This is a genomic window from Agromyces sp. NPDC029043 (assembly GCF_055564615.1).
The window spans coordinates 72,088-91,071 of the sequence record NZ_JBVHVX010000018.1 but is presented as its reverse complement, the minus strand read 5'-3'; the positions used below and the strand labels follow the sequence as shown (position 1 = coordinate 91,071).

General features: G+C 72.7%; 22 protein-coding genes and 1 tRNA gene. 14 read left to right on the top strand and 9 right to left on the bottom strand.

Annotation, left to right across the window (positions count from 1 at the left end):
- The first annotated feature begins 108 nt into the window (after positions 1 to 108).
- A tRNA-Pro gene (locus tag ACZ4TW_RS18810) sits at positions 109 to 182 on the top strand.
- A gap of 53 nt (positions 183 to 235) precedes the next feature.
- Here ACZ4TW_RS18810 and ACZ4TW_RS18805 read toward each other — a convergent pair.
- A complete protein-coding gene (locus ACZ4TW_RS18805; RefSeq protein ID WP_465545206.1) occupies positions 236 to 874 on the bottom strand; it encodes a DnaJ family domain-containing protein in 639 nt (212 codons plus the stop codon).
- A 144-nt stretch (positions 875 to 1,018) separates the two neighbouring features.
- On the opposite strand from ACZ4TW_RS18805, the gene ACZ4TW_RS18800 reads away from it, so the two are divergent.
- On the top strand, positions 1,019 to 1,792 hold the full coding sequence (locus ACZ4TW_RS18800) for an SRPBCC family protein (protein WP_465545204.1): 774 nt from the start codon (positions 1,019 to 1,021) through the stop codon (positions 1,790 to 1,792).
- Between the two features lie 65 nt (positions 1,793 to 1,857).
- On the opposite strand, the gene ACZ4TW_RS18795 is transcribed toward ACZ4TW_RS18800, so the two are convergent.
- The 4 genes from ACZ4TW_RS18795 to ACZ4TW_RS18780 form a co-directional block, all read right to left on the bottom strand.
- Complete coding sequence (locus ACZ4TW_RS18795; RefSeq protein ID WP_465545202.1) at positions 1,858 to 2,700, bottom strand: 2-oxo acid dehydrogenase subunit E2; 843 nt, start codon at positions 2,698 to 2,700, stop codon at positions 1,858 to 1,860.
- 134 nt (positions 2,701 to 2,834) lie between these two features.
- Complete coding sequence (locus ACZ4TW_RS18790; protein WP_465545201.1) at positions 2,835 to 3,218, bottom strand: PNPOx family protein; 384 nt, start codon at positions 3,216 to 3,218, stop codon at positions 2,835 to 2,837.
- Between the two features lie 215 nt (positions 3,219 to 3,433).
- Positions 3,434 to 4,198: a 2-oxo acid dehydrogenase subunit E2 gene (locus ACZ4TW_RS18785; RefSeq protein WP_465545199.1), complete on the bottom strand. Its 765-nt coding sequence runs from the start codon at positions 4,196 to 4,198 to the stop codon at positions 3,434 to 3,436.
- Between the two features lie 27 nt (positions 4,199 to 4,225).
- On the bottom strand, positions 4,226 to 5,779 hold the full coding sequence (locus ACZ4TW_RS18780) for a carboxylesterase/lipase family protein (protein ID WP_465545197.1): 1,554 nt from the start codon (positions 5,777 to 5,779) through the stop codon (positions 4,226 to 4,228).
- 116 nt (positions 5,780 to 5,895) lie between these two features.
- On the opposite strand from ACZ4TW_RS18780, the gene ACZ4TW_RS18775 reads away from it, so the two are divergent.
- The 4 genes from ACZ4TW_RS18775 to ACZ4TW_RS18760 are packed head-to-tail and all read left to right on the top strand — an operon-like array spanning position 5,896 to position 8,517.
- Positions 5,896 to 6,510 (top strand): DUF6448 family protein, encoded by a 615-nt coding sequence (locus ACZ4TW_RS18775; protein ID WP_465545195.1) that lies wholly within the window; start codon positions 5,896 to 5,898, stop codon positions 6,508 to 6,510.
- A 28-nt stretch (positions 6,511 to 6,538) separates the two neighbouring features.
- Positions 6,539 to 7,030 (top strand): signal peptidase I, encoded by a 492-nt coding sequence (gene lepB / locus ACZ4TW_RS18770; protein ID WP_465545193.1) that lies wholly within the window; start codon positions 6,539 to 6,541, stop codon positions 7,028 to 7,030.
- A 4-nt stretch (positions 7,031 to 7,034) separates the two neighbouring features.
- Positions 7,035 to 7,880: an NUDIX hydrolase gene (locus ACZ4TW_RS18765; RefSeq protein WP_465545191.1), complete on the top strand. Its 846-nt coding sequence runs from the start codon at positions 7,035 to 7,037 to the stop codon at positions 7,878 to 7,880.
- A gap of 1 nt (position 7,881) precedes the next feature.
- Entirely contained in the window at positions 7,882 to 8,517 is a 636-nt protein-coding gene (locus ACZ4TW_RS18760; RefSeq protein ID WP_465545189.1) for a mismatch-specific DNA-glycosylase, read from the top strand.
- On the opposite strand, the gene ACZ4TW_RS18755 is transcribed toward ACZ4TW_RS18760, so the two are convergent.
- Entirely contained in the window at positions 8,444 to 9,166 is a 723-nt protein-coding gene (locus ACZ4TW_RS18755; RefSeq protein ID WP_465545187.1) for an alpha/beta fold hydrolase, read from the bottom strand. The two genes, ACZ4TW_RS18760 and ACZ4TW_RS18755, sit on opposite strands and share 74 nt — an antisense overlap.
- Before the next feature lie 157 nt (positions 9,167 to 9,323).
- Entirely contained in the window at positions 9,324 to 10,283 is a 960-nt protein-coding gene (locus ACZ4TW_RS18750) for a helix-turn-helix transcriptional regulator (protein ID WP_465545185.1), read from the bottom strand.
- A gap of 95 nt (positions 10,284 to 10,378) precedes the next feature.
- Here ACZ4TW_RS18750 and ACZ4TW_RS18745 point away from each other — a divergent pair, with 95 nt between their 5' ends.
- The 5 genes from ACZ4TW_RS18745 to ACZ4TW_RS18725 all read left to right on the top strand — a co-directional run bounded on the left by ACZ4TW_RS18745 (position 10,379) and on the right by ACZ4TW_RS18725 (position 14,721).
- Positions 10,379 to 10,804 (top strand): ArsR/SmtB family transcription factor, encoded by a 426-nt coding sequence (locus tag ACZ4TW_RS18745; protein WP_465545183.1) that lies wholly within the window; start codon positions 10,379 to 10,381, stop codon positions 10,802 to 10,804.
- A complete protein-coding gene (locus ACZ4TW_RS18740) occupies positions 10,801 to 12,459 on the top strand; it encodes a SulP family inorganic anion transporter (protein ID WP_465545181.1) in 1,659 nt (552 codons plus the stop codon). Before ACZ4TW_RS18745 ends, ACZ4TW_RS18740 begins: the two co-directional genes overlap by 4 nt.
- A 74-nt stretch (positions 12,460 to 12,533) precedes the next feature.
- Positions 12,534 to 13,265, top strand: a complete 732-nt coding sequence (locus tag ACZ4TW_RS18735; protein ID WP_465545179.1) for a glycosyltransferase family A protein — start codon at positions 12,534 to 12,536, stop codon at positions 13,263 to 13,265.
- A gap of 16 nt (positions 13,266 to 13,281) precedes the next feature.
- Positions 13,282 to 13,587, top strand: a complete 306-nt coding sequence (locus ACZ4TW_RS18730) for a hypothetical protein (RefSeq protein WP_465545177.1) — start codon at positions 13,282 to 13,284, stop codon at positions 13,585 to 13,587.
- Between the two features lie 210 nt (positions 13,588 to 13,797).
- Entirely contained in the window at positions 13,798 to 14,721 is a 924-nt protein-coding gene (locus ACZ4TW_RS18725; RefSeq protein WP_465545174.1) for an aggregation-promoting factor C-terminal-like domain-containing protein, read from the top strand.
- 27 nt (positions 14,722 to 14,748) lie between these two features.
- Here ACZ4TW_RS18725 and ACZ4TW_RS18720 read toward each other — a convergent pair whose 3' ends face one another.
- A complete protein-coding gene (locus ACZ4TW_RS18720) occupies positions 14,749 to 15,273 on the bottom strand; it encodes a MarR family winged helix-turn-helix transcriptional regulator (RefSeq protein ID WP_465545172.1) in 525 nt (174 codons plus the stop codon).
- Between the two features lie 40 nt (positions 15,274 to 15,313).
- Here ACZ4TW_RS18720 and ACZ4TW_RS18715 point away from each other — a divergent pair, with 40 nt between their 5' ends.
- From ACZ4TW_RS18715 to ACZ4TW_RS18705, 3 genes are read left to right on the top strand one after another with little or no spacing between them, the layout of a single operon-like run.
- A complete protein-coding gene (locus ACZ4TW_RS18715) occupies positions 15,314 to 16,348 on the top strand; it encodes an EamA family transporter (RefSeq protein WP_465545170.1) in 1,035 nt (344 codons plus the stop codon).
- Positions 16,308 to 17,531 carry an AI-2E family transporter gene (locus ACZ4TW_RS18710; RefSeq protein WP_465545168.1) on the top strand — a complete coding sequence of 408 codons (1,224 nt, stop codon included), beginning with the start codon at positions 16,308 to 16,310 and terminating at the stop codon, positions 17,529 to 17,531. The genes ACZ4TW_RS18715 and ACZ4TW_RS18710 overlap by 41 nt, the downstream gene beginning before the upstream one ends.
- A 53-nt stretch (positions 17,532 to 17,584) precedes the next feature.
- Entirely contained in the window at positions 17,585 to 18,649 is a 1,065-nt protein-coding gene (locus ACZ4TW_RS18705; protein ID WP_465545166.1) for a YihY/virulence factor BrkB family protein, read from the top strand.
- 30 nt (positions 18,650 to 18,679) lie between these two features.
- On the opposite strand, the gene ACZ4TW_RS18700 is transcribed toward ACZ4TW_RS18705, so the two are convergent.
- Complete coding sequence (locus ACZ4TW_RS18700; RefSeq protein WP_465545165.1) at positions 18,680 to 18,880, bottom strand: hypothetical protein; 201 nt, start codon at positions 18,878 to 18,880, stop codon at positions 18,680 to 18,682.
- Positions 18,881 to 18,984 lie beyond the last annotated feature (104 nt).

Below are 18,984 nucleotides of genomic sequence, written 5' to 3'. Positions count from 1 at the left end.
CCGCGTCGCGTCTCAGCTTCCGGATGGCGCGGGCTGCCGCGTGCACGAGCACCCCTCCGGATGCCGCTATGATGGTCAAGTTGTCTTCGGCGGGAACGCCGGCGGCATCGGGCTGTGGCGCAGCTTGGTAGCGCACTTGACTGGGGGTCAAGGGGTCGCAGGTTCAAATCCTGTCAGCCCGACTGAGAAGTCGTAGGTCAGGGGTCGTTTCCGGTCATCCGGATGCGGCCCCTCCTCAGTCCCGCGATCGAGCCGCTCGGCGCCGACGGCGTCGCCCGCGCCAGCCCAGTGCGTTCTCCTCGGCACGCTGCCGCTCCCGTTCCTCAGCGGCGCGCTGCGCTCGTTCGAGGCGCCGCTCGCGCCAGGCTCGGACCTCGTGATCGGGGTCGCGGAGCGGCGTGATCACCGGCGGGCCGCCGAGGAGCTGGCGACGCGCCTCCTTCACCCGGAGGTTGAAGTCGTCGATCGCCGCACGGACCTCCTCTTCGCGGTGCATGCCGTCCAGCCGGTCGTCGAGCGCGGCATCCTCGGTCCGTAGGGTCAGCGCCGGCGGCCCGAGCCCGGTCAATCGCTCCGACTCGATCTTGCGACGGATCCACCAGTCGGGATCGTGACGACCGTTCAGGCCGGGGAGCGGCTTGCCCGCGCCCGGCAGGTCGTCGAACTCGCCACGACGGATCGCCTGCTGGATGGTCGTCTCGATGTACGCGGCCCGGTCGGCGGCCGTCGGGGCGGCGGACGCCCGAGTCTCCGAGGCGGGCGACCCATCGCTCGCCCCGCGCGACGGGCCGTCCGCGGCTGATCCGGCATCCGAGGCGCGGTCGAACTGCTCGAGTCGGTACTGCGAGACCCTGCGTCGAATGTCGTCGGACATGTCGCTCCTCCCTTCACCCACGGTACGTCGTGGTCACCTCCACCTGAGAATTCAAGGGGCTGACGGACCCTCCCGTGCCGCGCGTAATGTGCTGCACCGGGTGGTGGCGTTCGGCCGCCGCCTCGAGGAAGTGAAGGAGACACCATGACGAAGGTCGAACACAGGATCCTCGTGAATGTCCCGGTAAGCGTGGCCTACAACCAGTGGACGCAGTTCGAGGACTTCCCGCACTTCATGGGCGGTATCAAGAAGGTCACCCAGCTGAGCGACGACCGCCTCGAGTGGGTCGCCGAGATCGCCGGCGTCCGTCGAAAGTGGGAGGCGAAGATCCTCGAGCAGATCCCCGACACGAAGGTCGCCTGGGCTGCGACGGAGGGCGCCACCAACGCCGGTGAAGTCACGTTCGAAGACCTGGGCGGGGGCCAGACGTCCGTGCACCTGACGCTCGAGTACGAACCCGAGGGGCTCGTCGAGGAAGTCGGCGACAAGCTGAACGTCGTCGAGAACCGGACGAAGAAGGACCTCGAGCGGTTCAAGGAACTCGTCGAGTCCGAAGGCTACGCGTCCGGCGCGTGGCGGGGGACGATCGAGAACGTCCCGGGCACGCCGGGAATCGAGGACGCCGGGGCGTCCCGCGGTGACTCGGGCAAGGCCGGCGTGTCGGGCAAGGTCGTGGCCGCCGGTGTGGCTGCGGCCGCGGCGGCCGCCGGCGTGGCTGCGGCGACGGCCGGCAAGAAGTCGTCGGACGCCGATGTGGTCGAGACCGATGTCGAGGTGGTCGCACCGGTCGAGCCCGTTCCCGTGGCAGACGTCCCGCCGGCGACCGTGACCCCCGGTACGGTGGACGAACCGGTCATGACCGACGTCCTCGACCCGAATGTCGACCCCACGCTGCGCGGCGACAGCCCTGACCGCTGACGAAGCGCTGCTCGGCGCCACGCATCGCCCACGAGGGCCCCTCATTCCGAGGGGCCCTCGTGGCTTCACCGTGCGACCTGGGTCCGGCCCGCCACGCCGGCCTCCTCGCCCGTCGGCAGTCCGTAGCCGCTCTCGATCAGTTGCCTGAGTCGCGTCGTGAACCGTGCGGTGGGAGCCGCGTCCACCATGTCGTGGTCGATGCTCACCGTCAGGTTGAGGAAGTCCCGCGTGACGACTCGGCCGTGCGCATCCTCCTCGTCCCTGGCCGCGATGCCACCGACCGTGATCCAGCAGATGGACGGCGACGACGGAGGGATGCCCCAGCCGCCCCCTTCGCCGACCATGCCGACGGCCGTCAGCGTGATCGTCCCCCAGGTCCGCTTCCAGAGCTGCGGGAACCGCTTCCCGATGCGGGTGACGAGCGCGAAGTACGGGCGGAAGGCCCACGCCGGCAGTGTCTGGGACTCCTTCGCACCGCCGACGTCGATCGTCGCAAGGTCCTGGCTCTGCGCGGTCCTGATGTCGGCGCTGAGCTCGCGGAAGCTCCGTCGGTTCGCAGCGCGGACGATGCAGGGAAGGACCGCGGTGGTGCCGCCGCCGACGTCGCGCTCGATCCAGGTGAGTACGTCGACCTCGTCGAACTCGATGAGGTGCCGCCTGCCGTTCCACAGGGCATGCACGTATCGGTGCTCGTCGACCGCTCGTCCGACGCATCCGATGATGAACGCGGTGAACGACAGGGATTCGCCCGTTCCGGCCTCCACCGCGCCGATCACGGAGCGGGCGCGTGTCACGTCCACCTCGATCAGCCCGTGCATCAGCGGCTTGTGATGCGTGGAACGGATCGCCTCCCTCATGAAACGCCTGGCCTTGCCGTACTCGACCACGTGGCCGTGCGCCTGCTGCATCGTCTGCTCCTCATCTCCCGTGGCGAGCCCTCGGACCCGCACGTACCGATCGACGCCGACGAGTCGCTGGGCCCGTCGGATCGCGGGTGGAAGGTACGGCCTCGCGGACTCGGCCGGAACGATCCGGGGCTCGCTCACCGCGTACGTGCGGCCCTCATGCACGATCGAGCCGGACCGGACCCGGCGACGCGCAGGTTCCGCAGCCAGTCGGTGCGCGGGCCGTACACGATGCCGATCACGAAGCCGTCCTCGGTCGGCGCGGCCCAGACCGGCGTCTCGTACGGCCGGCCCGACGTTCGGCCACGATGCCGGATGATCGACGCGTACGTTCCCGGCATACCCGCCGACCGCATCTGCACGCGGTTGCCGACCGCGTGGTGGAACCCGCGTGCAGCCCGTCGCACGAGGGAACTTCTCGACCGCATTCCGAGCACGTAGACGGCGGCGGTGGCGGCGAGCGCCGCGAACAGCACCGTCGGAACCGCCAGGACGATGCGCGATCGCGAGCGGATGGTCATCTCCGAGCCTTCCAGTCCGACCATATTCGTACGGGAGCCGCAATGGGTCGAGAGGACAAGGTCCTCGGGTAAGGCTGCCTCCACCTCCCCGGCGTGGCGCGCGTGCGCCTGCTCCGTGGCCCAAGGCGTCGACCGGCGTGCTGGGGCGCTGACGTCAGGATCCGCCGAGCACGCGGCACGCCTTCTCGAGCGGCGCCGTGCCGCGTGCCCGCCGATCAGTCGAGCGCCGCCGCCGACTCGACGAGCTCGCGGAGCGTCTCGGTGAAGCGCGTCGCGGGGGCGCCGTCGATCACGGCGTGGTCGAAGCTGAGCGTGAGCGGCAGCATCGGACGCACCACGATGTCGCCGTCGCGCACGACGGCGCGGTCGACGATGCCGCCCACGGTCGCGATGACGGTCAGGGGTGCGAGCGGGATGGCCCAGCCCCAGCTGCTCGTGAACATCCCGATCGAGGTGACGCCGACGGCCGGCCCGAACGTCGCCGCGATCCGCGGGCGCCTGCCCGCGAGGCGGATGGCGCTCCGCCGCAACGGCCCCGGCAGCCGCAGCACCATCCGCATCGCCCCTCGCGGCTCGTGCGATTCGCCGGGCCCGTGCTTGGCCGCGTGGAGCAGGGCGGACACCTCCGCCGCCGACCGCCGATCGGCATCGCGGATCGTGACGATGTCGAGGATCGCGCGTCCCTGCCACTGCCGTTCGACCGTCGCGCCGACGTCCACCCGATCGAAGACCACGAGACGGTCGCCGGCCTTGCGTGCGTTCACGCCGGGGTGCGCGGCGACCGCGCGACCGATCGACGCGAGGAGGAACCCGGTCCACGACACGTGCGGCGCGGCCCGCGCCATCCGCTCGGCCGCTTGGGAGACGTCGAGCTCGAGCAGGGCGTGCACCTGGAACCGACGGCTCGCGCCCACCAGCCGGTCGATCACCGGCCGCCGGTTCCGGGGGATGCGGCGGACGATATAGCCGGGGCTGCTCATGGGACCGCGCCGTCGTGCCATCCGCCGTCAACGGACGCCGGCCCAGAGGTCGCGCTCCCACGCGCGCGGGTCGGGAACCACCTGCGTGGTCACGTCGAACCGCATCGTGGCGCGGCGATCCAGGTCGTACTGCGGCCAGCCCGGACCGGGGTCGCCGTGTGCGGCGAACGAGACCCAGGCGGCGTGCATGACATCCGCGAGTTCCTGCGGCGGATTCGCTCCGAGCATCGGGCCGAACAGCGGACGGTCGGGGCCGAGGGTGTCGAAGACGAACGGGATCTCGACGGCGTGCACGGCGCCGAGACCCGGCGCGGTCCAGGCGAACTCGTACATGTACGTGCGCGCGGGGCCGCCCGCATGCGCGTCGGCGAGACGGAGCGCGGGGACCCGCATCCACCAGTCCGTCTCGACCGAGGCGAGGATGTCGCCGGGCACCGCCTGCGGGTACCGGTCGCGGTACGCCGCGAGCGTCGCATCGGCCGGGAGTCCGTAGGTCGCGAGCGACTGGTAGCCGTACTGCTCGACGGGTCCGGTCAGGATCTCATCGGTGATGGCGCCGAAGACGCCGCTGACCAGGCTGAAGAGCCGCCAGTCGTCGACGTTCGTGCCCACGATGAGGTCGATGGTCGCCGACGATCCGGCGGCGATCCGCTCGATCGGCGGTGCCGGGATCACCTCGCCGTCGACCGTGGGATGCCACGGCATCCGGGTCGCGACCACGGGCAGGCCCCAGCGCGCGGGATCCGGGTCGGCCATCAGCTCCGCCTTCAGCTGCGCCTGCGCGGCGAGCAGCCGGTCGACCCCCGTGGCCGCGATGGCCTCCCGGTCGGGCGGCACCCCGAGCAGGTCCGCGAGATGCTGCGCCACCCGAAGCGCGTCGGCGGCCGGCATCGCATGGTGGGCCGCCCCGCTCTGCAGGATGGCGCGCCGGAACAGCCCCTCGGCGCGGGGCATCGCCAGGAGCATCCCGACGCTCATCGCCCCGGCCGACTCGCCGAAGACGGTCACCTTGCCCGGGTCCCCGCCGAATGCGGCGATGTTCTCGCGCACCCACTCGAGCGCCGCGACCTGGTCGAGCAGGCCGACGTTCGCGATGCCGTCGCCGAGGAACAGGAACCCCTCAGCGCCCGGCCGCCAGTTGATCACCACGCACACGACGCCGTCGCGCGCGAACCGACTGCCGTCGTAGGCCGCGGTGGAGCTGATCTCGAACATGCCGCCCTGGATCCAGACCATCACCGGCAATCCGGCCGCTCCCGGGTCGGGCGTCCACAGGTCGAGGTTGAGCACGTCCTCGGACGGCGCCGCGCGCGCCACCCGAGCGAAGGCGTCGTCGATCTCGCTCCAGTCCTCGGCTGCACCCCCCTCGACGCCGCCCGTCGCCGGCGGCGCCACCTGCGGCGGCTCGGGACCGAGCTGCGTCGCGTCGCGCACGCCGTCCCACGGCTGGACGGGCTCGGGCGGCCGCAGTCGTCGCGCACCGAACGGCGGCGCGGCGTACGGCAGACCGAGGAAGACGTGCACGCCGTCCACGACGCTGCCGCGCACGTCGCCGTGGACCGTCGTCACCACCGTGTCCATGCGGCCCACGGTGCTCCCGTGCGGCGCGGCCCGTCAGGGGCGAAGGTCCCGGGCGCGGCCACGGTCGCTTCGTACGCTGAGTGCATCGCAGATCGCGCAGCGAACGGGAGGCCGAGATGCGGATGGTGGTCCGAGTGCTGCTGGCAGCCGCGGCATCCGTCGCCCTCGCCCTCGCCTGGCCGCGCCCGGCCCGCGCGCACTGCGACACCATGGACGGACCGACCGTGGCCGACGGCCGCCGCGCGCTGGAGGGCGGCAACGCCAACGTCGCGCTGAAATGGGTCGACGAGCATCACGAGGCCGAGCTCGCGGCCGCGTTCGACCTGGCCCGGCGGGTCCGCGGCCTGGGCGACGACGCGCGTGAACTCGCCGACCGGTACTTCCTGGAGACGCTCGTGCGGCTGCACCGCGCGGGCGAGGGCGAGCCGTACACCGGCATCCGTCCGTCCGGGGTGGCGATCGACGAGAGGGTCGTCGCGGCCGATCGCTGCGTCGCGGAAGGGAGCCTCGCCCCGCTCGAGGCGCTCGTCCCCGCCGAGGAACTGCCCGAACTGCGCGAGCGATTCGAACGCGTGCTCGCGACGAGGGAGTTCGACGCCGACGATCTCGTGGCCGCGCGCTCCTTCATCGCCGCGTACGTCGCGTTCTTCCACCTCGCCGAGGGCGAGGAGCACGCGCACGCGGCGAACTCGTCCGCCCCCGCGCACGGGACGCACCACGGGCGCCGCTGAGTCGCCGGCACGCGTCCTCGGCGCGTGGGTGGCCGCGCTCGCCGGGGTGGTCGTCGTGGCGGCCGTCCTCGAGCGCGTCGTCGTGTTCACCACCCTGGTCCGTTCCGGCTCGATGCGGCCGGCCCTCCAGCCGGGAGACCTCCTGCTCGCGGTTCGAATCCACGCCGCGACCGTGGTGCGCCGCGGCGACGTCATCGTGTTCGCGTCGCGCGAGCGCGGCGGCACGCTCGTGAAGCGCGTCGTCGGGCTGCCGGGCGAGCGCGTCGACATCGAGGGCGGGACGGTGCGGGCGGACGGCGCGGCGCTCGCCGAGCCGTACGCGCAACCGTCCGGCGGCTATCGCGGGACGTTCGCGGTGCCGGATGACGCATACCTGGTGCTCGGCGACGCGCGCGAGGACTCCGACGACGCGCGGTCGTGGGCGGATCCCTACGTGCGGCGCCGCGACCTGCTCGGCATCGTGCGCGGCCGGCTCCGGCGCCGGCGGACGACCGACGAGGCCGTCCGCGCCGTACGGTGATGATGTGGACGTCGTACCCGCTGCCAGCGCCGTCATCACCGACCTGGACGGAAGGGTGCTCCTCGTCCGGCGGGGCCACGACCCCCAGCGCGGTCGCTGGTCGGTGCCGGGCGGCCGCCTCGAGCCGGGCGAGTCGCTCGAGCAGGCCGCCGCCAGGGAGGTGCTCGAGGAGACCGGCCTCGTCGTCGAGGTCGGCGGCGAGGCGTGGATCGCCCGCGTGCCGGCTGGGCCCGCCCGGGAGTACGAGGTCCACGGGTTCGCGGCGGTCGTCACGGGCGGCGTGCTGGGCTCGGGCGACGACGCGGAAGACGCGCGCTGGGTCGCGCCGGACGAGCTGCCGGCGCTGAGGCTGACCGCCCACCTCCTCGACCGCCTGCGTGCTGCGGGCATCGTGCCGTCGCTGCCGCCTCTCGACGAGCACGCCGCCGACATGGAGGCCGACCGCGAGGGCGTCTGGTCGGCGCTGGAGCGGGTCGTCGAACGCACCGGCGCCCCGTGGTTGGCGCGCCTGCTGGGCTGCGACGACACCGTGCCGTCCGGTCCGCGCCCGCTCGCGGCGTGGTCGATCGTGCCCGGCTTCCACGTCGTGACGGCCGACCGTCCATCGGTGCTCGCGCTGGCCGGGCGTCACCGCTACTCCGACTACGAGCTGGCGTTCCGGATCGACGAGCTCGGCGGCGGTCGAAGCCGGCTCCGCGCCGAGACGCGGGCGATCTTCCCGGGGCGCCGCGGTTCGGTGTACCGGATGCTCCTGATGGGCACGGGCGCGCACGTGCTCGCCACGCGCCGCCTGCTCGCGAGGGTGACACGCATCGCGGAGGGTCGTACGCCCCGATCGGGAGGACGCTGACATGGGATTCACGCGCGCGGAGCTCGAGTCGTACCGCGATCGGAGCGTGGACGACCTCATGCCCGAGCATCCCAAGCTCGTGTTCGTCGGCATCAACCCGGGGCTCTGGACCGCTGCGACCGGGACGCACTTCGCACACCCCGGGAATCGGTTCTACCCGGCGCTGGCCGCGGCCGGGATCATCCCCCACCTGCCGGACTTCGCGGCGGGGTTCGGCGATGCCGACCGGCGGATGTTCCTCGAAGCCGGGATCGGCATCTCGAACCTCGTGCACCGGGCGACCGCGCGCGCCGACGAGCTCGACCGAGCCGAGCTGCGGGAGGGCGCGGCGCGGCTCGCCGCCGACGTCGCGCGGTGGCAGCCGAGGGTCGTGGCGGTCGTCGGGCTCACCGCCTACCGGCAGGGCTTCGATCGCCCGAAGGCGCGCGCCGGCCGCCAGGCCGAGACGCTCGGAGGCGCCGAGCTCTGGGTCGTGCCGAACCCGAGCGGACTGAACGCGCACGCCACGGTCGCCGACCTCGCGAGCGCCTATGCGGAACCGGCGCTCGCCGCGGGGATCGAGGTCAGCCCACCCGCGCCGGCACGGTCGCCGCGACCGCGTCCCCGACGAGGGAGGCGACCTCGTCGGGGTGGCTGATCATGGCGACATGCGAACTCTCGATCTCCACCGTCGTGGCGCCCGCCCGCTCGGCCATGACGCGCTCGGCCGCCGGAGGGATCACGCGATCGGATGAGGCGACGAGGTACCAGCTCGGGATGCTCCGCCACGCCGGCGGTCCGGACGGCTGCACGAGCGAGGCGAGGGCCGCGGGACGCTGCGCCGCGGCCATCGCCGCGCCCACCTCGGGCGGGAGGTCCTGGCAGAAGACCTGCGGGAACACCTCGGGATTCAGGTAGGCATCGCCGTTCCCCTCGCCGGCACCCGGGAAGGGCCGGATGACGGTGACCGCGAGCAGGTCGGCCGCCTCGCCGCCGAGGCCCGTCGCCTGACCGACGGCCTCGCCCTCGTCGAGGGCGAACGCGGCGATGTACACGAGCGCGGCGACATGGTCGAGGCCGGTCGCCGCGTTGGTGATGACGGCGCCGCCGTAGGAGTGGCCGGCGAGGACGACGGGTCCGTCGAGGGTCTCGAGGAACGCGCGCACGTAGGCGGCGTCCGACTCGAGGCCGCGGAGCGGATTGGCAGGCGCGTACACGGTGTGGCCGTCGCGCTGGAGGCGGGAGATGACGTCGTTCCAGCCGGATGCGTCGGCGAACGCGCCGTGCACGAGGACGATGGTGGTCATACGGGGTTCCTTCCGGGGTCGATGACGGCGTGGCCGGTCGGGTCGTGGCGACCGTACGCCGGGCGGCCCTCGTCCGCTTGACCGCATCCGCACGGGTGCTGTGCCGGGTCCGCACACTTGCGGGCGCCCCGCCGGGGGCCCGGCCGGGGCGCGCGGGTCAGGACCGGCGGTGCCGCCACTCGCTCGGACTCATCCCGTACGCCCGGTGGAACGCCCGGCTGAAGGCGGAATGGTCGCGGAAGCCCCAGCGGAATGCGATCTCGGAGACGGTCAGGGCGCGGGTCGCCGGGTCGGCGAGCATCGTCGCGCACTCCTCGAGCCGACGCGTGCGGACCCAGTCGCCGAACACGACGCCCTGGCCGTGGAGGATCGCGTACACGTAGCGGTCGGAGACGTGATGGGCGCGTGCGACGGCGCCCACGTTCAGCGACGGATCGTCCAGTCGGTCCTCCATGAACCGCAGGATCCGCTCGGCGAGCGTCGCACGGAGCGGCCGACGGCTGCGGAACTCGTCGCCGGCGGTGACCGTGAGCAGGGTCCGCACGAGTTCGATCACCGGACGTTCGAGCGGAGCGCTCCCGTCGCCCGGTTCGGCGAGGCGGAGGTCGGCGGCCGCGAGCAGCGAGGTCGCGATCACGTTCGCGATGCCGTGCGTGGCGTCGATCGGGACGTGCAGCTGCGCCTCGACGACCCGCGTCGGCAACCGGAGCTCGTCGTAGTCGACCGAGACGAACGTGCGCCGCACGCCGTCGAGACGGGAGGCGTGGCTGCGGACGGACGAGTACAGCATGACCTCGATCGGGCGACCGGCACCGTGCTCCCGTGCACCGGCGTGTTCGGCGATGCCGACGATGAGGCGCGCGTGATCGGCGCGCCGGGACATCCGCTCGCTCCTGGTGACGGTCGCGCCGACGCCCTGGTTGCGGACCAGTGAGATCGGGCCGAGCCGCCCGGTCGACACCCGGAGCCGGAAGCGCTCGGGCTCGTGGCCGGTCAGGTCGACCGGGGTGGTGAGGCCGCGCGCGATGTCCCGCGTCAGCGCGAAGCGGTCTCGCGGCGCGACGAGACGGGTGTCCCAGACGAGGGGCGGCGGCGGGGGCGCGGTCGTTTCGCCCATGCGCGACAGTCTGGTCGCCGAGGCCACCGGCGGCAAGACGCCTCGACTGCGGCATAATGGATTGATGGATTGATCAATCCGTGAAGGAGTCGCCCGTGTTCACCGATGCCAGCCGCCCGCTCTACGAGGTCAAGGCCAACCTGTTCAAGGGCCTCGCGCATCCCGTTCGCGTGCGCGTCCTCGAGGTGCTCTCCGCGGCGCCCGACGACGAGACGCCGGTGGGCGAGCTGCTCGCGGCGACCGGCCTCGAGGCGTCGCACCTCTCGCAGCACCTCGCCGTGCTGCGGAACTACGGGCTCGTGACCGCCGAGCGACGCGGCAACCAGGTGCGCTACCGGCTCGCGTACCCGCAGGTGGCCGACCTGCTGCGCGTGGCGCGATCACTCCTGGGCGAGATCCTGCAGGCCACCGAGCGTCAGCTCATCGCACAGGCGGGCCTGCCCGAGCTCCCGCCCGCGTCACGGGCGGCGGATGCCTCGGGGCCGGCGCCTGCACCGACCGCGACGGCGGCCCGTTCATGACCGACACCGCGGTGCGGCGCGCCCTCCGCGGCATCCGCTCGCTGCTGCCATCGATCGCCGACTACCGCGACCTGCGCCGGACGTGGAAGGGCGACGTCGTCGCGGGCGTCACCGTCGGCATCGTCGCACTTCCGCTCGCGCTCGCCTTCGGCGTGAGCTCGGGCGCCGGCGCGGCGAGCGGCCTCGTCACCGCAATCGTCGCCGGCGTCGTGGCGGCCGTGTTCGGCGGGTCGAACGTGCAGGTCTCCGGTCCGACGGGCGCCATGGTGGTCGTGCTGGCGCCCATCATCGCGGCGCACGGGCTCGGCGCACTCGCGATCGTCGGCGTGCTCGCCGGAAGCATGGTGCTCGCCGCCGGCCTGCTGCGGCTCGGGCGGGCGGTCACGTTCATCCCGTGGCCCGTCATCGAGGGGTTCACGCTCGGCATCGCCGTGATCATCTTCCTGCAGCAGGTGCCGGCCGCGGTGGGCGTGCCCGCGACCGAGGGCGCGAATGCGATCGTCGGCGCGATCGACGCGGTGCTCCGCGCGTCATGGCCGGATGCCGCGTGGTCGCTCGCCGTCGTGACGGCGGTCACCGCGATCATGCTCGTCGCGCCGCGAATCCATCGGCTGATGCCCGGCTCGATCGTCGCGATCGTGGTCGTGACCGTCGTGGCCGTCGTCGCCGGCCTCCCGGTCGCGACGATCGGCGAGCTGCCGAGCGGGCTGCCGGCGCCCGTCATCCCGGCCATCGCGCCGCAGACGCTCGTCTCGCTGCTGCTGCCCGCGGCGACGGTAGCGGCGCTCGCGGCGATCGAGTCGCTGCTCTCGGCGCGGGTCGCGGCATCCATCTCCGACACCGGGCCGTACGACGCCGATCGCGAGCTCGTCGGGCAGGGCCTCGCATCGGTCGCGTCGGCGGTCTTCGGCGGCATGCCCGCGACGGGCGCCATCGCGCGCACCGCGGTCAACGTGCGCTCGGGCGGTCGCACGCGTCTCGCGGCGATCCTGCACGCGGTGCTGCTCGCGGGCATCGTGGCGGTCGGCGCGCGCGTCGTCGGCGCCATCCCGCTCGCCGCGCTCGCCGGCGTGCTCATGGTCACCGCGACGCGCATGATCTCGATCGCGACGGTGCGTTCGGTCATGGGCTCGACCCGCCCCGACGCCGTCGTCTTCGTCGCGACCGCCATCATCACGGTGAGCGTCGACCTGATCACGGCGGTGCTCGTGGGCATCGCCGTGGCGGCGTTCCTCGCGCTCAGGGCGGTCGCGCGCTCGAGCGGCGTGCACCGCGAGGAGCTGCCCGGTCCAGCCGAACGCGGCGACGAGCGCATCGCGTTGTTCCGGCTCGAGGGCGCGCTGTTCTTCGGCGCGGCGGAGCGCATGCTCGAGCGGGTCGCGGCGCTCCGCGACGTCGACGTCGTCATCATCCGGATGTCGCAGCTGCAGCTGCTCGACGCGACGGGTGCGCAGGTGGTGACCGAGCTGATCCACGCGCTCGAGCGGCGCGGGGTCACGGTGCTCGTCAAGGGCATCCAGGGTCGCCACCTCGAACTGGCCCGGCGCGTCGGCGTCATCGACTCGCTCCGCCACCGCAACCACCTCTTCGACGAGCTTCCGGCGGCCGTCGAGCACGCGCGCAGCCACGCGCGTCGGGCGGCCGCGGCGACGTGACGCGCGCCAGGGGTGACGCCGGGCCGCAGCGCAAGCCCTGCCGCCGCGCACGGTCGATGCGGGACGATGGGCGCATGGAGTCGTCGCTCACGGTCTCGGTGGTCATCCCCGTGCGGGACGACGCGGCGCTCCTGCGACGCTGCCTGGAGGCGCTCGCGGTCCAGCGCTCGTGGCCCGACGAACTCGTCGTGGTCGACAACGGGTCGACGGACGGCTCGGCCGACGTCGCGCGCGAGTTCGGCGCCCGGGTGGTCGTCGAACCCGAGCGCGGCATCCCGGCCGCCTCCGCGCGCGGATTCGACTCCGCCGGGGGAGCGGTGATCGCGCGCCTCGACGCCGACTGCGTGCCGCCCGCGGACTGGATCGAGCGGATCCGGGCGGCATTCGCCGCCGATCCGTCGCTCGACGCCATCACCGGCCCGGCGCACTTCGTCGACGGACCGCGCGGCCTGCGCCGGCTGCTCGCGCTGCTCTACCTCGGCAGCTACGTCGCCACCGTGACCCCCGCGCTCGGACATGTGCCGCTGTTCGGCTCCAACCTCGCGGTTCGGCGCAGTGCCTGGCTGGCGGTGCGGGAACAGGTCCACCGCCACGACACGCTGATGCACGACGACATCGACCTGTCCGTGCACCTCGGACCGCAGCGCCGGATCCGGTACGACCTCCGCCTGGGCATGGGCATCTCGATGCGCGCGCTGCGGGGCGATGGGATACTGCGCCTGCACCGCGGCCTCCACTCCATCGTCGCGCACTGGCCGGAGGAGTTCCCGGTGCGGCGATGGTGGCGGCGGGGTCGTACGGCGTGAGCGGCTCGACGTAGCATTGAGGCACGCCGGCCGGGGCGCTCTGGGAGGAGCAGCACTGGTCACGTGGCATCCGATCCTCGCCGCCGATGAGCCCGAGCCGGGCAGGTGGCGGCTGGTCGACTCGATGGGGCGCGAGTACGGGCGCGTGAGCATCGTGCGCGTCGACGGTGAGGTGCGCTATCGCGCCGAGTTCGAGGGTCGCCTGCTGGGGTGGGGAACGACGTTGAAGGGTGCGTGCGAGCGCGTCCACCACGCCTTCGTCCGCTCGCACGGTCCCGGTGAGTGGCAGGGATATCCCGACTTCTCGCACGTCGGTCCCTGAGGAACCCTCGTGGATCGGAGCGCGGATTCCGCCCCGTTCCGAGGCGAGTGAGCGTCGAGACCTTTGATGACATTCACAGGGAATGGGCACGACCCATGGAGAAACAGCGTGCAGACTGCTGACTTCGCCGCGGCGACCCCCCATCATGCACCGAGACGAGAGCACGGACGGCCTGCACCGACAGCACCCGCAGGCCGGCCCACGAGATCTATGCGCAACTTGAAGAGTTCCCCCAGTACCACCGAGACCACCCCGCTCAGCCGCCTCGACGGCAACCGCGACCGAGTTCGGCGCATGCGTCGCAACCGCAGGGCCCTCATCGGCTCCGGTGCGATCGTCGCCGTCGGCGCGATGGTCGGCTCGGGCTTCGCCCTCCAGTCGGCCGTCGCCGCGGAGAACCTCCGGATCGCCGAGACGGCCGCGCTGGCCGAGTCCTCCGATCGTGGCATCGAGCAGCTCGACGCCCATGGCGGCATCCTCGAGGCCAAGGCCGTCAAGCAGGCCGAGGACACGCTCGTGGTCGCCGGCGACGCGCTCGCCGCTGCCCAGGGCAAGACCGACGCGGCCGAGCTCGCCTCGACGGTCGCCAGCCTCGAGAACTACACCTACCTGGCGCCTGAGCGGGTCTTCGAGCTCGTCGACGTCGCCGCCGTGCACACCGAGCAGGTGAAGGCCGGCGTCGCCGAGTTCGACCGCATCGCGGCCGAGAAGGCCGCCGCCGAGAAGGCCGCCGCCGAGAAGGCCGCCGCGGAGAAGGCCGCCGCCGAGGCGGCCGCCGCTGCGGATGCCGCGCCCGCCACGCCGTCGTACCCGAAGGGCCCGGCGAACCCGAGCGGAGCCCAGGCGATCGCCCGCGACCTCATGGCCTCCATGTACGGCTGGGGCGACGACCAGTTCGGCTGCCTCGTCGACCTCTGGAACAAGGAGTCGGGCTGGAACGTCTACGCCCAGAACCCCTCGAGCGGCGCATACGGCATCCCGCAGGCGCTGCCCGGCAGCAAGATGGGCACGGCGGGCGCCGACTGGGCGACCAACCCCGCCACGCAGATCAAGTGGGGACTGGGCTACATCGCCGGTCGCTACGGCAACCCGTGCGGCGCGTGGTCTCACTCGGCCTCGGTCGGCTGGTACTGATCACTTCGGACACCGGATCCACCGCGCTCACCCGGTGGCCGGCGGCGTCTCGAACGCCGTCAGCCACCGGGTGAGCGCCGCTTCCAGGGCCTTCCGGTCGGCCTCGCCGAGTGATCCGAGCAATCGGTGCTCGTTGGCCATGTGCGCGGTCATGACCTCGTCGATGAGCTCGCGCCCGGCAGGCGTGAGGGCGATCACGCGACCGCGACCGTCGGTCTCGCTGGCCCGCCGCGTGACGAGGCCGCGCTGCTCGAGCCGGTCGATCCGCTTCGTCATCGCCCCGCTCGTCACCATGGTCGAGGCCGCGAGGTCGCTCGGCGTGCGCTCGTAGGGCGCGCCGGCGCGCCGCAGGGTGGCCAGCACGTCGAATTCGCCCTCGGCGAGGCCGAACCGTGCGTAGACGACGACCAGTTCCTCGGTGAGCGCGTTGGCGAGGCGATGCATGCGCCCGATCACGCCCTGCGGCGACACGTCGAGGTCGGGACGTTCGCGGCGCCACTCGGCCATGATCCGCGCGACGTGATCGGGGGCGGCATCCGCTCGTGAGGTCATGGGACGAAGTGTATCTTCCGCGGAAGGTATAGTGTCTTCCATGGAAACTACCGTGCGCTGGGTCATGCTGACGGCGATCGCGCCGGTCGCGTGGGGCAGCACCTACTTCGTCACGCGCGAGTTCCTGCCTGCCGACGTCCCGATCTGGGGTGCGGTCCTGCGAGCCGCGCCTGCCGGCCTCCTCCTGCTGGCCCTCCGGCCGAGGTTGCCGCGGGGGGCGTGGTGGTGGCGCGCGGCCGTGCTCGGCGCGCTCAACGTCGGCGTCTTCTTCGCGCTCATCTACCTCGTCGCGCAGCTGCTGCCGACGAGCCTCGCCTCCACGGTCATGGCCACCTCGCCCGCCGTGATGATGCTCCTGGCCTGGCTGCTCACCGGGGAGCGGCTGCGCGGGGTGCCGATGCTCGGCGCTGCGGTGGGCCTGGCCGGGGTCGCGCTCCTGCTCGCGACCGACGCGACCACGGTCGACCCCCTCGGTGTCGCCGCCTCCGTCGCGGCCATGCTCCTCTCCTCGTTCGGCTACGTGCTCGCGAAGCGCTGGAAGGACGGGACGGAGGTACTCGCGGTCACCTCGTGGCAACTGCTCGCCGGCGGGCTCATGCTCATGCCGGTCGCCGTCGTCGTCGAGGGCCCGCCGCCCCAGCTCGGTGCGAGCGAGCTCGTCGGGTTCGGCTATGTCAGCGTGATCGCGACGGCGCTCGCCTTCGCCGCGTGGTTCGGCGGGCTGGCGCACCTGCCGGCCGGCACCGTCGGCCTCGTCGGGCTGCTCAACCCGGCGACGGGCGTGCTGCTCGGCACCGTGCTCGCGGGGGAGGCACTGGGCGGCTGGCAGGTCGGGGGTCTCGCGCTCGTCCTCGTCGGCATCCTGCTCGGGCAGCCCGCCGCCGCGCGGACGTGGACGCGTCTGCGGAGCCGCGTCCGCCGACCCGCCCGGGTGCGGTCGGGGACGGAAGTCCCGGCGCGGCGCTCGAGCGAGGTGCTAGGGTCCGCGGCAGGGGCTGCCGTCGCTGCTCCACGGCCCGAGGATCGGGGGACTCATGGCGCAGGGCTGGTGGCACCGCGGGAAGTCACGGCCTGACCCGGCCCCGGCCGCCGCGTTGGTCCCGGCGGACGCGGCGGTCCCGGCCGACGCGGCGCCAGGAGCCGCTGCGCTGCCCCGGGCGACCGTCATCCTGCTGGGGCTCGCCGCCGCCGTGGTCGTCACGTTCGGGATCTCGGCGACGCGCTCGGTCGTCGGTCCGGTGTTCTTCGCGCTCGTCCTGACGATCTGCGTGCATCCCGCGCGACGATGGCTCGAGGGCCGTGGCGTGCCCCGCGGTCTCGCCACCGCGAGCGCGATCATCGTCGTGTTCGCGTTGCTCGCCGGGTTCTTCGCCGTCCTGCTCTTCGGCGTCGCCCAGTTCACGTCGCTGCTGCCGCAGTTCGCGCCGCAGATCGAGGCGGCGGCCGCGAACCTCGGTGCGGCGCTCGAGTCGATCGGGTTCGGCCAGGCCCAGGTCGAGACGATCCTCACCGGCCTCGAGCCCTCGCGCGCCGTCGACGTCGTCTCGAGCCTGCTGGGCGGCATCACCAACATCGTGTTCGGCCTCGTCGTGCTGCTGACGCTGCTGATCCTCATGGCGATGGATGCCACCTACGTCCCTGCCATCCTGCGTCAGATGCAGCCGCGCCGGCCGGCGCTCGTCGTCGCGTTCGCGGCGTACGGGCGCAACGTGCGCCGCTACATGGTCGTCACGACCGGGCTGGGCCTCGCCCAGGGCATCCTGAACTGGATCGCGCTCGTCCTGCTGCAGGTTCCCGGCGCCGCGCTCTGGGGCCTGCTCTCGTTCATCTGCAGCTTCATCCCGAACATCGGCTACTTCATCGCGATCATCCCGCCGATCGTGTTCGGCTTCCTGTCGGGCGGTTGGCCCGTCGTGATCGCCGTGATCGTCGTCTACGGCATCGTCAACGCCGTCGTCCAGTCGATCGTCCAGCCCAAGATGGTCGGCAAGGCCGTGCAGCTCAGCGAGTCCATCACGTTCGCCTCGGTGCTCTTCTGGGCCCTCGTGCTCGGCCCGATCGGCGCGATCCTCGCCGTGCCGCTGACGCTCCTGGCGCGCACCGTCCTGATCGACGCCGATCCGTCCATGGCGTGGTGGCGCCCGGCCACCGGCGATGTCGGCGAAGCGAAGCTGCTCGCCACCGAGCTCGTCGCCGAGAACCGCGCCCAATCGAAGGCCCTCCGCGCCGAGAAGTCGGACCGCAGGCGCGCGAAGTGAGCGCGCCCGTCGAGGGCGCCGCCGCTCGGCGCGCGCCTCGGTAGCCTGACGGCATGAGCGAGCACACGGGGGAGTCGACGCGCCGGCCGGCGGGCATCCGCGCACGGGTCACGCACATGGTCCAATGGGTGCTGAGCACCAAGCCCGCGCGGGCGGTCCTGCTCTACCAGGAGCAGCACGGACCGATGCTGGCCGACAGCGTGACCTATCGCACGCTCTTCTCGGTGTTCGCCGGGACCTTCCTCGGCTTCGCCGTCGCGGGCATCTGGCTCGCGGGCAACCCCGACGCGATCGATGCGATCGTGGCCACCGTGAGCGACGTCATCCCCGGCCTGGTCGGCGAGGGCGCGGTGATCGATCCCGACGACCTCGTCCAGCCGATCACGCTGAGCATCGCCGGGGCGATCGCGCTCATCGGCACCGTGGGCGCCGCGATCGGCGCGATCGGGTCGCTTCGCATCGCGCTGCGCACGCTCGCGGGCGTTCCCGATGACCGCACGTTCTTCCTCTGGCAGCTGCTGCGCGACTTCGTGATCGCGGTCGCGTTCGGCCTCCTGCTCGTCGCCGGCGCCGCGATCACGGTGATCGGCACGGGCGCGATCGGCACGGCGCTCGCCTGGCTCGGACTCCGGTCGACCGGGGGCCTCGTCGAGGGCGGATCGCAGGCGCTCTCGATCGTCGTGGCGTTCGTCATCGACACGCTCGTGATCGCCGGCCTGTTCCGCCTGCTCTCCGGGCTGCGGCCCACCGCGAGGGCGCTGTGGTCGGGCGCGGTCCTGGGCGGCCTCGGCCTGACGGTGCTGCAGGTGCTCTCCGGGCTCTTCGTCGGCGGTGCCACGAGCAATCCGCTGCTCGCGTCGTTCGGCTCGCTCGTGGCGCTGCTGATCTGGCTGAACCTCTCGAGCCAGGTCGTGCTCATCGCCAGCGCGTACGTCATCACGGGCGTCGAAGAGCAGCACGATCGGGTCGCGGCACGACATGGCGCGACGTCGATGGCCCTGCGGCGGCTCAAGCAGGCCGAGCGCCGAGCGGCGATCGCCGCGGCCGAGGTCGCGGCGGCGCGCGACGCGCTGCCGGGCGTCGCCGACCCGGCCGGCGACCGGCGCGACGCGCCGTGATGCGCGCCGCGCCGCAGGGTCGCGCGATGCTCAGCGCAGGGGGCGGTCGTCGTCGTCGTCGGCGTCGGTGAACTCGATCACCTCGACCTCCTCGACGACCACGTCGTCGTCGTCGTCGTTCCAGTCGCCGTCGTCGACGCCCTCGACGTCCGCATCCTTCGGCACCTCGGCGTCGAGCGGCAGCTCGGAGTCGGTGTACTCGCCCTCGATCGGGTCGCGCGGCTGCATCATGCTCACTCTCCGTTCGTCCGGCCGTCATCCGCGGGGTGCGGCGGCCGAGGCTCACGCTAGGCGCGCCGGCAGCGGCCCGTCAGGGGATTGACGGCGCACACGGC